13 protein-coding genes and 1 tRNA gene are annotated in these 13,476 nt (G+C 63.3%); 8 read left to right on the top strand and 6 right to left on the bottom strand.

Going from position 1 to position 13,476, the window contains the following annotated elements:
• Nucleotides 1–98 precede the first annotated feature (98 nt).
• Nucleotides 99–1,028, top strand: coding sequence for a LysR family transcriptional regulator (locus tag AC07T0_RS15815; protein ID WP_495002074.1), 930 nt, complete (start codon nt 99–101; stop codon nt 1,026–1,028).
• A gap of 17 nt (nt 1,029–1,045) precedes the next feature.
• Here the strand turns inward: AC07T0_RS15815 and AC07T0_RS15810 are convergent, their stop codons facing one another.
• The 4 genes from AC07T0_RS15810 to AC07T0_RS15795 all read right to left on the bottom strand — a co-directional run bounded on the left by AC07T0_RS15810 (nt 1,046) and on the right by AC07T0_RS15795 (nt 5,467).
• Complete coding sequence (locus tag AC07T0_RS15810; protein WP_495002073.1) at nt 1,046–2,377, bottom strand: MFS transporter; 1,332 nt, start codon at nt 2,375–2,377, stop codon at nt 1,046–1,048.
• 115 nt (nt 2,378–2,492) lie between these two features.
• Nucleotides 2,493–3,686, bottom strand: a complete 1,194-nt coding sequence (gene lhgO / locus AC07T0_RS15805) for an L-2-hydroxyglutarate oxidase (RefSeq protein ID WP_495002072.1) — start codon at nt 3,684–3,686, stop codon at nt 2,493–2,495.
• A gap of 118 nt (nt 3,687–3,804) precedes the next feature.
• Entirely contained in the window at nt 3,805–4,515 is a 711-nt protein-coding gene (locus tag AC07T0_RS15800) for a FadR/GntR family transcriptional regulator (protein WP_495002071.1), read from the bottom strand.
• Between the two features lie 46 nt (nt 4,516–4,561).
• The gene (locus AC07T0_RS15795; RefSeq protein WP_495002070.1) at nt 4,562–5,467 is read right to left on the bottom strand and encodes a LysR family transcriptional regulator; all 906 of its coding nucleotides are present in this window, start codon (nt 5,465–5,467) and stop codon (nt 4,562–4,564) included.
• A 114-nt stretch (nt 5,468–5,581) separates the two neighbouring features.
• Here AC07T0_RS15795 and AC07T0_RS15790 point away from each other — a divergent pair, with 114 nt between their 5' ends.
• From AC07T0_RS15790 to AC07T0_RS15780, 3 genes are read left to right on the top strand one after another with little or no spacing between them, the layout of a single operon-like run.
• Nucleotides 5,582–6,874 carry a CitMHS family transporter gene (locus AC07T0_RS15790; RefSeq protein ID WP_495002069.1) on the top strand — a complete coding sequence of 431 codons (1,293 nt, stop codon included), beginning with the start codon at nt 5,582–5,584 and terminating at the stop codon, nt 6,872–6,874.
• A gap of 16 nt (nt 6,875–6,890) precedes the next feature.
• On the top strand, nt 6,891–8,243 hold the full coding sequence (locus AC07T0_RS15785) for an acyclic terpene utilization AtuA family protein (RefSeq protein WP_495002068.1): 1,353 nt from the start codon (nt 6,891–6,893) through the stop codon (nt 8,241–8,243).
• Nucleotides 8,240–8,566, top strand: coding sequence for an AtuA-related protein (locus AC07T0_RS15780; RefSeq protein ID WP_495002067.1), 327 nt, complete (start codon nt 8,240–8,242; stop codon nt 8,564–8,566). Before AC07T0_RS15785 ends, AC07T0_RS15780 begins: the two co-directional genes overlap by 4 nt.
• Here AC07T0_RS15780 and inhA read toward each other — a convergent pair.
• The gene (gene inhA, locus AC07T0_RS15775) at nt 8,563–9,252 is read right to left on the bottom strand and encodes an isonitrile hydratase (RefSeq protein ID WP_495002066.1); all 690 of its coding nucleotides are present in this window, start codon (nt 9,250–9,252) and stop codon (nt 8,563–8,565) included. The two genes, AC07T0_RS15780 and inhA, sit on opposite strands and share 4 nt — an antisense overlap.
• A 112-nt stretch (nt 9,253–9,364) precedes the next feature.
• Between inhA and AC07T0_RS15770 the strand changes: the two genes are divergently transcribed.
• From AC07T0_RS15770 to AC07T0_RS15755, 4 genes are all read left to right on the top strand, one after another.
• Nucleotides 9,365–10,339 (top strand): GlxA family transcriptional regulator, encoded by a 975-nt coding sequence (locus tag AC07T0_RS15770; RefSeq protein WP_495002065.1) that lies wholly within the window; start codon nt 9,365–9,367, stop codon nt 10,337–10,339.
• Nucleotides 10,340–10,529: 190 nt separating this feature from the next.
• On the top strand, nt 10,530–11,528 hold the full coding sequence (locus AC07T0_RS15765) for a response regulator (protein ID WP_495002064.1): 999 nt from the start codon (nt 10,530–10,532) through the stop codon (nt 11,526–11,528).
• A 3-nt stretch (nt 11,529–11,531) separates the two neighbouring features.
• Nucleotides 11,532–12,485 (top strand): sensor domain-containing diguanylate cyclase, encoded by a 954-nt coding sequence (locus AC07T0_RS15760; protein ID WP_495002063.1) that lies wholly within the window; start codon nt 11,532–11,534, stop codon nt 12,483–12,485.
• Between the two features lie 367 nt (nt 12,486–12,852).
• A tRNA-Gln gene (locus AC07T0_RS15755) sits at nt 12,853–12,927 on the top strand.
• 21 nt (nt 12,928–12,948) lie between these two features.
• Here the strand turns inward: AC07T0_RS15755 and AC07T0_RS15750 are convergent.
• Nucleotides 12,949–13,422 (bottom strand): winged helix-turn-helix transcriptional regulator, encoded by a 474-nt coding sequence (locus tag AC07T0_RS15750; RefSeq protein WP_495002062.1) that lies wholly within the window; start codon nt 13,420–13,422, stop codon nt 12,949–12,951.
• Nucleotides 13,423–13,476: the final 54 nt, after the last annotated feature.

The raw sequence follows: 13,476 nt of genomic DNA, 5'->3' as shown, positions 1-13,476 counted from the left end.
TGTTTGCCTACGTCCCTGTGGGTTGAGCGGGAAGGCTAACGGAAGGGCCTTTTTTGTGTTGCAATGCCATATTGTGAAAAGTGCAATGAGGTGAGGAAATGGCCCTGGATATGTTGGGGGAATTGGAAGCCTTCGCGACAGTGGCACGTAAGCGTAGCTTTATCGCCGCGGCCCGCGCGCTGGGGCGCTCTCCCAGCTCGTTGACCCGTGCCGTGCAGGCCCTGGAGGAAAGCGCTGGGGTCAAGTTGTTCAACCGCTCGTCGAATGCGGTGAGCCTGACCGAGGCCGGTGAATGCTTTTTGCCCCACGCCTACAGAATGCTGGATCTGCAACGTGAGGCGGATGAAGACCTGGCCGGTCTCAGCGGCCTGGCCCACGGCTGGATCCGCTTTTCCGCCCCCGAGTTTCTCGGCCATGGGGTCTTGCCCAAGCTGATCGCCCAGTACTGCGAGCGTTATCCGGATGTGAGTGTCGATGTGATTTTCACCGATGAGACCCTCGACCCGGCCAAGAGCAAGCTGGACTTCTCGATTCGCGGGGCGTTTCCGCAATCCAGCGACCTGATCGGCTTTCCGCTCTGGAGTTACTCACGCTACCTGTATGCCAGTCCCGGGTATCTGGAGCGTCGCGGGATGCCCGATTCGATCGAGGCGCTGGAGGCGCACTCGCTGATCCTGCATACGGCGCCACGGATCCTCAAGGAGTGGAATTTTCGCAACGAAGAGCAGGCCATCAGCTTTCGGGTGCATCCGAAATTTCGCTTCAGCTCGGGCGCGGCGGTGTTCCACGCGGCTCTGGCGGGCGTTGGGATCGCCCGGCTGGCGGACTGGTTGGCGGAACCCGAGGTGGACGCCGGGCGCCTGGTCCGGGTCTGCCCCGAATACAAGCTTACTTCCAGCAGCGGCGAGAGCCCGCAGATGCACGCGGTGTATCCGGCCGGGAGTCTGCCGCTGCGGGTGAAGTCGCTGCTGGAGGTGATCCGCGGCTTTGGCGAAAGCCTGGATCGCAAGCATTCAATGACGTTCTAGGTGACTGCCAGGCCCTGTCAGTTCTTGAACGCCGAGTGCTTTTTGCCCTGGTCGCACAAGGCGAAGACCACCACGCAGACTGCCGCGATCGCCAGGATCAGGGCCACGCCGTCGGTGGAGTGGGTCGCCGAGGCCGAGACCAGCGACAGGGCACCCAGGGGTGCCAGTCCACCGGCCACCGCCGTGCCGATTTCGCGCCCGGTGCCAAAGCCCGAGGAGCGGGTCTGGGTCGGGAACTGACGACTGAGAAATGAGCCTTGCGGCGCAAACATCATGGGGGCCAGGACCCCGGTGCCAATGCCGATCGCCAGGTAGACCTGCCAGTTTTCACCGCTGCTCAGCAGCATCAGGAAGGGGTAGGCGAACAGCAGTGAAAATGCCCCGCCCAGGACCAGGACCGCCTTGCTGCTCCAGCGGTCGCACAACCAGCCGAAAAATGGCACGGCGACAATGGCTACCAGGCTGGCGAGGGTCACCGACAAAGAGGTCACGTGCACGTCGACGCCTTTGTATTGGGTCAGGTAGGCCAGGGAAAAGGTCTTGAAGATATAGCTCAGGGCGTTGTAGCCGATGGCGACGAAGAACACCACGGCCAGGCCTTTGAGGTCGTTCTTCAGCAGCGCTTTCAGCGGCGAGACCTTGGGTTGCGCGCGCTTCTGTTGGTTCAGTTCCTTGAACTCCGGGGTTTCCGGAATGCTGTTGCGGACCCACAGGCCGACCCCGACCAGGGCGATGCTGCAGACGAAGGGGATGCGCCAGCCGCCTTCGAGCAGGAATGCATTGCCGTTCAGGGTCAACAGGTAAATGGTCAGCGAGGACAGCAGCAGGCCGAGGTTCAGGCCCAGCGCCGGCCAGGCGCCCTGGCTGCCGCGCTTGCCCTGGGCGGCGTGTTCATAGGAGGTCACGGCGGCCCCCGAGAGTTCAGCGCCGGCCCCCAGGCCCTGGATGATGCGGATCACCACCAGCAGGGCGGGTGCCCAGAGACCGATGGCGGCGTAGCTGGGAATCAGACCGATAAGCGTGGTGCAGACGCCCATCATGCAGAATGTCAGGACCAGCACCTGCTTGCGGCCGAACTTGTCGCCCAGGTAGCCGAACAGGATGCCGCCGAATGGCCGGGCGATAAAGCCGATGGCAAAGGTGGAGAAGGCCAGCAGCGAGGCGGTTTGCGGGTTGCTGGCGTCGAAGAAGATCTTCGCGAAGACAATCGCCGCCATGGTCGCGTAGAGGTAGAAGTCATACCACTCCAGCATCGAGCCGAAGATGGTCGCGGCGGCGACCTTGCGCAGGCGCTTGCGAGTCTGTTGCGGGGTTTCGACGGGCGATTCGGACGCTTTATATACCGACATCAGTGGGTTCCTTGTAGGTCTTTATAGTTATTTTCAAGTGATCGCTGGTGCGCCCCGTTGGCCTTTTCAGGGCCGGCGGAGAGGGCGTACTCCTGTACGCGGGAGGATTTTCTGGTTAATGAGGGGCGAACAGCCGGTCGGCGATCATCTCGCCGATCGGCATGGCGGAGGTGGCGGCGGGCGACGGTGCATTGCAGACGTGGACCATCCGCGACGTTTCGGCGAACAGGAAGTCATGCACCAGGCTGCCGTCGCGCATCACCGCCTGGGCGCGGATCCCGGCCTCATAGGGCAGCAGGTCTTCGACGACCAGGGATGGGCAGTACTTGCGGCACTGTTCCAGGTAGCCACGCTTGAACAATGAGTTCTTCATTTCCTGGCTGCCGGAACCCAGGTTCTGCCACAGGGTTTTCCAGAAACCGGGGAAGGCGGCGTATTGCGCGACGTCCCGCCAGTTGATGGAAAACTTGCGGTAGTTCTCCCGGCCCAGGCCCAGTACGGCGTTCGGACCGACTGTGACGCTGCCGTCGATCATCCGGGTCAGGTGCACGCCGAGGAACGGCAGGTCGGGATCGGGGATCGGGTAGATCAGGTGATTGACGATGTTGTTCTTCGTCGCTGGCAGGCGGAAGTATTCGCCGCGAAAGGGAATGATCTGATGGTCGATGGAAATGCCGGCCAGTCTCGCCAGGCGGTCGGATTGCAGGCCGGCACAGGCTACCAGCTTGCGGGCCTGCCAGACGCGGTCGTGGCTGCTGACGGTGACTTTGTCGCCGTCTTCCTGGATGGCCGTGACCGTGGTGTCGAGTTGGATCTCGCCGCCGCCGGCCGTGATGACTCGGGCCATGGCCTGGCAGATTTCGCGGTAGTCGACGATGCCCGTGGCGTCGAGGAACAGGCCGCCGAGGCCGACGATGTTTGGTTCACGCCGCTGCAGCTCAGCGGCGTCGAGACGCTCGACGCGCATGCCGTTGAGTTGCGAGCGTTCATACAGGGCCTGCATGCGCTGCACTTCGAGGGCGGTGGAGGCCACCAGCAACTTGCCGCAGACCTCGAAGCGGATTCCGTGTTCGCGACAGAAGTCTTTTGTCGCCTGGGCCCCGCGCTTGCACAGGTCGGCCTTGAGGCTGCCCGGTGCGTAGTAGATACCGGCATGGATCACGCCGCTGTTATGACCGGTCTGGTGGCGGGCGAGGCTGGCTTCCTTTTCCAGGATCAGCAGCGAGGCGCCGGGCTGGCGCTTGAGCAACTCCATGGCCGTGGCCAGGCCGACGATGCCGCCGCCGATGATGCAGAAGTCATAAATCATGCAGGGAACCTACCTTGTTATTGTTCATGTCTAGTTATCAGGTTGTCAGACTAATGCAGGCACGCCAAATTGGGTCTGCTTGCCCGGGCGCTGCGGGTGCAGCGCAGGGCGGATCGATTCAGTTCATGGCCGGCAGTTCCAGTTGCAAGCGTTTGGCCGAGGCCCGCAGATGCGCCTCGGCACAAGCGGCGGCGGCCTGGCGATTGCCATCGGCGATGGCTTGGTACAAGGCCTGGTGTTCACGCCCGGCGTCGGCCGAACCGCCGACGGAACGGCTGGCGGAGTTTTCCCAGGCGGTGCGCCGCGCTTCGGCCAACTGGCCGCGCAGAAAGTCATGGAAGGCGACGAAATACTCGTTCTTGCTGGCCTCGGCGATGGCCCGGTGAAAGGCCACATCGGCGGCGGCGGCGGCATCGAAGTCGGTGCGTTTGTCGTGCATTTCCTGCAAGGCCGCCTGCATGCGTTGCAGGTCCGCTTCGTCACGCCGTTGCGCGGCAATCGACGCGGCCTGGGTCTCGATCCACAGGCGCATTTCGAACATCTGCGCCAGATCGGTCTTGCGCCCCTCGCTCTTGGGAAAGCGAAACACCGTGCCGGCTGGTGTCTGGGAAATATACGAGCCGAGTCCGCGCCGGGCGATCAGTACGCCGTCGGCCTTGAGCTGGGCGATGGCTTCGCGGACCACCGAGCGGCTGACATTCAACTGTTCCGCCAACTGCTGTTCAGTCGGCAGGCGCGCTTCGGCCGCCAGCCGCCCGGTATCGATTTCCGCGCGAATGGCACTGACCACTCGTTCAACCAGGGAGTCGGGGCGTTGGAGTTCCAGCATGAAGGTCGGGCTCGGTAGTCAGGTTGTCAGACAATGCCCGAGTGGTTCAAGGTTTGTCAAGAAGTCGGGGCGGGGCCAGGCCTTCTCGAATCAAGCTCACGAATCGCGTCGCGGCCGGCGACAAGGGTTGCCCGCTACGGGTGATCAGACCGATCTCGCGGCTGACGCCAGGGTGTTCCACCACGCGTTTGTGCAAGCCGCTCAGGCCGTCATCCGCCGACTCCGGCAGCAGCGCCATGCCCAGCCCCTGGCGCACCAGCGCCAGGACCGTGGACATATAGTTGGCTTCCAGCCCAGGTACCAGCGTCAGGCCTTGTGCGTCGAAGAGTTGCTCGACCCGTTCGCGCACGCTGCTGTCGCGTCCGGTGAGGATCATCGGTTGGCCGCTCATATCCGCCAGGCTGATGCTTGTCTGGTGCGCCAACGGGTGTTCGGCGGGGAGGAACAGGCACAGGTGATCGACCATGACCACTTCAAAGTCCAGGCCATGGTTGAGCCGGGCTCGTACACCCAGCCCGAAGTCCACTTCGTTCTCCCGCACCAGGCTGTCGATGCGCTGGGCGACCACGTCCCGCAGGCGGATTTCGATACCGGGAAAGGCCTGGCGAAACTGCTTGAGCAACGGTGGCAGAGCGCCGGAGCAGATCGACGGCAAGGCGGCCAGGGTTACCACGCCGCGTTGCAGGCTGGCCAGGTCACGGGAACCGCTGACGATGTTGTCCAGGTCCAGCAACAGTTTCTCCATGGGCCCGCGGGCCTGCTGGCCGGCGCCGGTCAGGCTGACCTGGCGCGGGCTGCGCTCCAGCAGGGTCACGCCGAGCCACTCTTCCAACTGCTGGACCTGCACCGTCAGCGCCGAAGGCGAAAGGTGCAGCAGGACAGCGGCGCGGGCGAAGCTGCCGGTCTGGGCGACGGTGAGAAAGGCGCGGATATGCTGGACGGCGTTCTTCATTCTGTTTTTCCGAATGCATGGCGGTGAACATTCCAATTTACAAAGCTTAACCGCGTTCCAATACTCGGGGGAAAACAATAACTGTCCGCCGTCGAGCGGCCCCGGAGTCTTCCCATGCTCGCCACGCTGGGTGTCATCACCATCGTCTGTCTGCTTGCGGCTGTCATGAGCAAGCGTCTCTCGCCCCTGGTCGCGCTGATCGCCTTGCCGATCATTGCCGCGCTGCTCGGCGGTTTCGGTCTGCAAACCAGTGCTTTTATCGTCACCGGCATCAAGAACGTCGCCCCGGTGGTGGGCATGTTCGTGTTCGCCATCCTGTTCTTCGGGGTGATGACGGATGCCGGCATGCTCGACCCGATCATCGACCGCATCCTGCGCACGGTGGGCACGCGGCCCACGCGCATTGTCATGGGCACGGCCTTGCTGGCGTTGCTGGTGCACCTCGACGGCTCCGGGGCGGTGACCTTTCTGGTGACCGTCCCGGCGATGTTGCCGTTGTATACGCGGCTGGGCATTGACCGACGGATCCTCGCCTGTGTCGCGGCCATGGCCGCCGGGGTGAATTTCCTGCCCTGGACCGGCCCGGTGCTGCGTTCGTCGGCGGCCTTGCATGTGCCGGTGGCGGATCTGTTCCAGCCGTTGATTCCGGTGCAGATCGTCGGCTTGCTGTTTGTCTTCGCCTGCGCCTGGTGGTTGGGCCGGCGTGAAGAACGGCGTCTGGGCCTGGGCGCCGATCTGGCCACGGGCGGCGTGCCGAGCCGGGTGATCAGCCAGGCGGAAGAAGTCCTGCGTCGCCCCCGCCTGTTCTGGGCCAACCTGCTGCTGACGGTGCTGGTGATGGCGGTGATGATCGCTGGCTGGGTCGACCCGGTGGTGATGTTCATGCTCGGCACCGTGGTCGCGCTGTGCCTCAACTACCCGAATGTCGACGCCCAGCGCGCCCGCATCGATGCCCACGCCAAGACCGCCCTGACCATGGCCAGCATTCTCCTGGCGGCCGGGGTCTTTACCGGCATCATGCAGGGCACCGGCATGCTCAAGGCCATGGCCGAAGTGGCGGTGGCGCAGATCCCGGCCGGCCACGGCAAGCTGATTCCGGCGCTGGTGGGTTTCCTGTCGATGCCGCTGAGCCTGTTGTTCGACCCGGACTCCTTTTACTTCGGGGTGATGCCGGTGATTGCCGAGGTCGGCAAGGCCTTGGGCGTGGAGCCGTTGCAGGTGGCCCAGGCATCGTTGCTGGGCGTGCACACCACTGGGTTCCCGGTCAGCCCGCTGACCCCCGCGACCTTTTTGCTGGTGGGTCTGTGCAAGATCGAACTGGCCGATCACCAGCGTTTCACTATTCCTTTCCTGCTCGCCGCCTCGGTGCTGATGACCCTGACGGCGTTGCTTCTGGGCATCTTTTGACATGAGGGACCTGGCGATGAAAACCTTGCGTATCGGCTCCGGTGCCGGCTATTCGGGCGACCGCATTGAACCGGCGGTGGAACTGGCGGCCAAGGGCGAGCTGGATTACCTGGTGTTCGAGTGCCTGGCCGAACGGACCATCGCCCTCGCGCAACAGGCCCGGCTCAGCGATCCCGAGGGCGGTTATGACCCCTTGTTGCGTGAGCGGATGGAGCGGGTGCTGCCCTTTGTGGCCGGTGCCGGACGGCGCCTGCGAATCATCACCAATATGGGCGCGGCCAATCCCCTGGCCGCCGCGCGGGAGGTCCGGCGGATCGCTGCCGAGCTGGGCTTGCACGGACTCAAGATTGCCGCGGTGACGGGCGACGATGTGCTTGAGGTGCTGCGCGCCGAGCCGAGTCGTTTGCTGGACAACGGCTTGCGGGTCGAGCAGTTGGGTGAGCGGCTGGTCTCGGCCAATGCCTACCTGGGCGCGGAAGGCATTGTCCAGGCCCTGGCGGCCGATGCCGATGTGGTGATCACTGGCCGGGTGGCCGACCCGTCGCTGTTTCTCGCGCCGCAGTGCTTCGAGTTCGGTTGGGCGGCGGACGATTGGCCGCGCCTTGGTCGTGGCACCCTGATCGGCCATCTGCTGGAGTGCGCGGGGCAGATTACCGGTGGGTACTTCGCCGATCCGGGCGTCAAGGAGGTGCCGGACCTGGCGCACCTGGGCTTTCCCCTGGCCGAAGTGGATGCCGAGGGCCGGGCGACCATTACCAAGGTCGCTGGCAGCGGCGGGCGGGTGGACGCAGCGACCTGCACGGAGCAATTGCTCTATGAAGTGCATGACCCGGCGGCCTACCTGACGCCGGATGTCACGGCGGACTTCCAGAATGTGAGTTTTGTCGAGCAGGGTGTGAACCGGGTCGGCGTGCAGGGCGCGAGTGGGCGCCAGCGGCCGGACACCCTGAAGGTCTCGGTCGGTTACCTGGACGGCTGGATCGGTGAGGGGCAGATGTCCTACGGCGGACCGGGTGCACTGGCTCGGGCGCGGCTGGCGCGGGAGATTGTCTTGCAGCGCCTGGAAATCATCGGCGTCAAGGCTGAGGAAGTCTGCGCGGAGTTGATGGGTGTCGATGCCCTGTATGGTGAAGTGCTGAGTGCGCGAGGGCAGGGCGAGCCCTGGGAGGTGCGCCTGCGGGTGGCGGCGCGTTGTCTTGAGCGAGCCGATGCGCTGCGGATCGGCAATGAAGTGGAGACGCTGTATACCAACGGCCCGTCAGGCGGTGGCGGTGCGAGTAAAAGCGTGCGGCAGGTGGTGGCGGTGGCGTCGCTGCTGTTGCCACGGGAACACCTGGCGGCAACGGTTCATCTGGAGGAGCGGTCATGAGCGGTCTTGAATTGCGCGCCTTTGCCCATTCGCGCACGGGCGACAAAGGCGATACCTCGAATATCTCGGTGATCGCCTACCGTGCCGAGGACTACCCAGGGTTATGCGAATGGCTGACGGCCGAGCGGGTGGCGGACTACTTTGCGTCCTTGCTCGATCCGGCAGCCGGACCGGTACGGCGTTACGCGGTACCGGGCGTGCGCGCCTTGAATTTTGTCTTGCCGGGCATCCTCCGTGGCGGGGTGACCCGTTCCCTGGCGCTGGATGCCCACGGCAAGAGCCTGGGCTCGGCGTTGCTGGATATGCCGTGGGAGCGCGATTAACCCACTTGTTTCAAGCGCTGGGCGACACGTTCGGTGATCAGAGTGCGTTGCTTTTGCGACTCCGCCACCCGTTGCAGGGCAATGGCCAGCACGTCCGCGGGCGCCGTCTCCGGGCTGCCGGCATTGAACGGCGGCGCCGGTGCGTATTCCAGCTGCAACTGGATCGCCTGGGCCTCTTGCGCCCCCACCAGTTCAGCGACCAGGGTCAGGGCAAAATCGATCCCTGCGGTGATGCCGCCGCCGGTCAGCAGGTTGCCGTCACGCACCACGCGGTCCTTCACCGGTATCGCGCCGAGAGTCGCCAGCAGATCGTGATAGGCCCAGTGCGTGGTGGCCTTGCGGCCGTGCAGCAGCCCGGCGGCGCCCAGCACCAGAGAACCTGTGCAGACTGAGGTGACATATCGCGCCTGGGCGGCCTGGCGGACGATGAATGAGAGGGTCTCGGCATCTTCCATCAAGGGGCCTACCCCGGCCCCTCCTGGAATACAGATCACGTCCAGGGGCGGGCAGTCTTCGAAAGTCGTCGTCGGCGTAAAGACCAGGCCGGTGCTGGAGGTGACGGGTGCCAGGTCCTTCCAGATCAGGTGGATCCGTGCATCAGGCAACGAGGCCAGGACGTCGTAGGGGCCGGTGAGGTCAAGCTGTTGGACTTTGGGGAACAACAGAAAGCCGATATGCAGCGTCATGTAATAGCTCCTTGGAAGTAAATGGGCGGGTCCTGCAAGGCTGGACGGTTTCACTGTAGTTCCGTAGGCTTTGGCGTATCTGCCATTGACCCCACGTTTCACGCCAATACCCATGAACACACCCAGAACGATCCGCATCCTGGCGTTTCCCAATGTGCAGGTGCTCGATGTCACGGGGCCGTTGCAGGTCTTTGCCTCGGCCAACGACCTCGCCCGTGCCGAGGGCCTGCCGCTGCCTTATGCCGTGAGCGTCATTGCCGACCAGCGCGAACCGGTGATGAGTTCGGCGGGGCTGGCCCTGGTGGCCAATCCTTTACCGGCGACGGGGGTGCCTTGCGACACCCTGATCATCGCGGGTGGCTGGGGCACTTATGCGGCCGCCGAGGACTCGGCGCTGGTGGCCTGGGTGCGCCAGCAGGCCGGTTGCGCGCGACGGGTCGCCTCGGTCTGCACCGGGGCGTTCCTGCTGGCGGCCAGCGGCTGGCTGGACGGCCGGCGAGTGGCGACCCACTGGACCCGCTGCGAACAATTGGCCGCGCAGTACCCGCGGGTGCAGGTCGAGCCCAATCCGATCTTTATCAACGATGGCCCGGTCTGGACCTCGGCCGGGGTGACGGCGGGTATCGATTTGTCCCTGGCGCTGGTTGAGGCGGACCTGGGGCGTCCTGTGGCGTTGGAGGTCGCCCGGCATCTGGTGGTGTTCCTGAAGCGTCCGGGCGGGCAGGCACAATTCAGCGCGACCCTGTCCTTGCAGAAGGCCGGCAGCCGCTTCGGCGACTTGCAGGCCTGGATCGCCGAGCACCTGGCGCAGGACCTGTCGATTTCGATCCTGGCGCAGCAGGCGGGCATGAGCGAGCGCAGTTTCGTCCGTCACTACCGCGCCGAAACCGGGCAGACGCCGGCCCGGGCCATCGAGCAGATCCGGGTGGAAACCGCCCGGCGCCTGCTGGGCGACACCGCGATGCCGATCAAGCGCATCGCCAGCCGCTGTGGTTTCGGCAGCGAGGAAACCCTGCGCCGCAGTTTTCTGCGGGCCCTGAGTGTCACGCCACAGGCCTATCGCGAGCGCTTTTCAGCGCGGCCATAAGACCCCGCTGGGTGACGCCGTCGATCCACTTCGTTGACCTAAGCCATCCCCTGAGCATCGAATACACCTAAGCTGTTGGAATATCGGACGTAGTTCGCAATAAACCTGTACGTTAAGCATGGTTTGTAAAAATTATGGCATCATGCCATTAATGTTTTCCCTGATACCCCAATAAGATGAGCACCGGTCTGTGTCAGTGATTCCCCTACTTGTGTGTGACGACTCCAACATGGCCCGTAAGCAGGTTTTACGGGCGCTGCCGGCAGACTGGCAGGTCTCGATCACCCAGGCCAGCGATGGTCGGCAGGGGCTGGATGCCATTCGCCAGGGATTGGGGCAGGTGGTGTTGCTCGACCTGACCATGCCGGAAATGGATGGTTACCAGGTGCTCTCGGCGATCCGTGCCGAAGGCTTGCAGGCACAGGTGATCGTGATCTCCGGCGATGTCCAGGAAGAGGCGGTCCGCCGGGTGCACGAGTTGGGTGCGTTGGCGTTCCTGAAAAAGCCGTTTGACCAGGACGAGTTGCGCGAGACCCTCGACCGACTGGGGCTGCTGAATGCTCCCGGTCCGGCGCCGTTGGCCGCTCGCCTTGAACCGACGGCTGAAGTCAGCTTTCGCGATGCCTTTCGCGAAACGGTCAACGTCGCCATTGGTCGCGCGGCGGCGTTGATCGCCAAGGTCCTCGGGGTGTTTGTGCACTTGCCGGTGCCGAACGTGAATATCCTCGAGGTGGGCGAACTGCACATGGCGCTGATGGATGCTGGCAACGGCAACCAGCTCACCGCCATTTGCCAGGGTTTTATCGGCAGTGGTATCGCCGGTGAGGCCTTGCTGATGTTCCATGATTCGGAAATCGCCGACATGGCGCAGTTGATGCAGCGCCAGGGCACCGAGTATTCGGACCTGGAAATGTTGCTGGACCTCTCCAGTGTGCTGATCGGTGCGTGCCTGAGCAGTATTGCCGAACAGATCGACGTGGTGTTTTCCCAGGGCCACCCACAGATTCTCGGGCAGCACGCGGCCATCGACGAACTGATCCGGGTCAACCAGCAACGCTGGAAAAAGACCCTGGCGGTAGAAATCAGCTACAGCCTGGAAGGGCACGATATTCATTTCGACTTGCTGTTGCTGTTCACGGAAGACTCCATCCAGCGGTTGACCGACAAACTCGCCTACCTGATGAGCTGAGCCATGAACGACACTCTCGATCTGAACGAGTTTCACTGGTTACTGGCGATTGTCCAGAGCATCGACGTCGGCGTGGTGGTGCTGGACCGCGACTACTGTGTGCAGGTCTGGAACACCTTCATGGAAAACCGTTCCGGGGTGCAGCCCAAGGACGCCAACAGCCAGTCGTTCTTCAGCCTGTTTCCCGAGGTGGACCGCGAATGGTTCAGCCGCAAGGTCGAGAGTGTCGCGACCCTGGGCACGCCGGCGTTCACCATCTGGGAGCAGCGGCCTTATCTGGTGCGGTTCAAGAACTACCAGCCGATCACCGGCCAGGAAGATTTCATGTACCAGAACACCACCATGTTGCCGTTGCGTTCCACCAACAGCAGCATCACCCATATCTGCCTGGTGATCTATGACGTCACCGACGTGGCCACCAACCGCCACCAGCTCCAGGCCGCCAATGCCAAGCTGCAGAAACTCTCCAGCACCGACCGCCTGACCGGCCTGTACAACCGTGGGCACTGGGAGGAAAGCCTGAAGGCCGCCTATGCCCGAAACCAGCGGTATGGCAATGCCACGAGCCTGGTGATGTTCGACATCGACCACTTCAAGCGGGTCAACGACACCTATGGCCACCAGGCGGGGGACAAGGTCATCGAGCATGTGGCCGATATGGTCCGCGAGCATGTGCGCGACAGCGACGTGGCCGGACGTTATGGCGGCGAAGAGTTTGGCGTGGTGCTGTCGGACACCGACAAGGCCGGCGCGCGCTTTTTTGCCGAACGCTTGCGCAAGGCGATCGAAGGCCTGGAAGTGATGCACGAAGGCCAGAGCATCCGCTTCACCATCAGCCTGGGGGTGGCTGATCTGAGCCTGCCTTCAATCAGTCACGCCGACCTGATCGCCTGGGCGGACCAGGCGTTGTATGCGTCGAAGAAGAGTGGGCGCAATCGGGTCTCGGTTTACGAGTAACGGATGGGGCCAGATACTCAGGCCCGTCGCGCCATCAGCAGCACCGAAGCGGCCCCGACAACAATATTGATCCGACGCCAGAGCGTCGGAGCCTTTCCCCATCTGTGCCTGAAACTTGTCACGCAGGTGTACGGTTCATCGGTGCCAAACGTAGAGCGGCGAGCAAAAATCGTCGAATCAGCCAGTTGCGCGCAGACCTTGGCCGCGACCAAGAATAAGTCGCTGTTTTAAAACAAATTTGTGTAAGAGGGGGCTTCACAGGCGCCGCGAAAGTTGATAAATTTCGCGCACTCTTGCAGTGGCCCTTCTCGGGTTCGCAAGCTGCAAGGTCAAGACACGAGTGTTACGCACTCGTCGCAACAGCTACAGGGGCGTCGCCAAGCGGTAAGGCAGCAGGTTTTGATCCTGCCATGCGTTGGTTCGAATCCAGCCGCCCCTGCCATTTTCCTTCTCGTACCTGAGATCATGCCAGCCGCAGACGCATCTGCTCACTGGCTGCCGGCCCGGCTTGCACGGTGCTCCGGCTCAACGGCACCGGACGCCCATCGGCGATATCCGCCATCATCAATTGCAACGGTCGCCCGCTCTCGCATTCGACGATTTGCACGCTTTCGCCTTCCGGCGCGTAATGGCGATTACCCCATTCCACAAATGCCATCAGCACCACGCGAAAATCCTCGCCCTTGGTGGTTGGCAGATATTCATAGCGCAGCGGGCGCTGGCTATAGGGCACGCGTTCGAGCAGGCCCGCCTCCACCAGCGCATTCAGGCGCCGGGTCAGCATGTTCGGGGCAATTTCCAGGCTGCGGGAGAATTCGTCGAAGCGCTTCAGGCCATGCAGGGCGTCGCGCATGATCAAGATACTCCACCACTCGCCCACCCGTTCAAGGCTGCGGGCAACCGGGCATTCGGCATGGCTCAGGGTTTTGCGTTGCATGGTGGTTCCTGTCGGGGTGCTCGGATATTTGTGAGGCGGGTATGTTACTTTCAT

This window comes from Pseudomonas sp. GW821-FHT04D07 (assembly GCF_059420225.1).
Note: the sequence above shows the minus strand (reverse complement) of the source record. Positions and strands in the feature narration are given on the sequence as shown.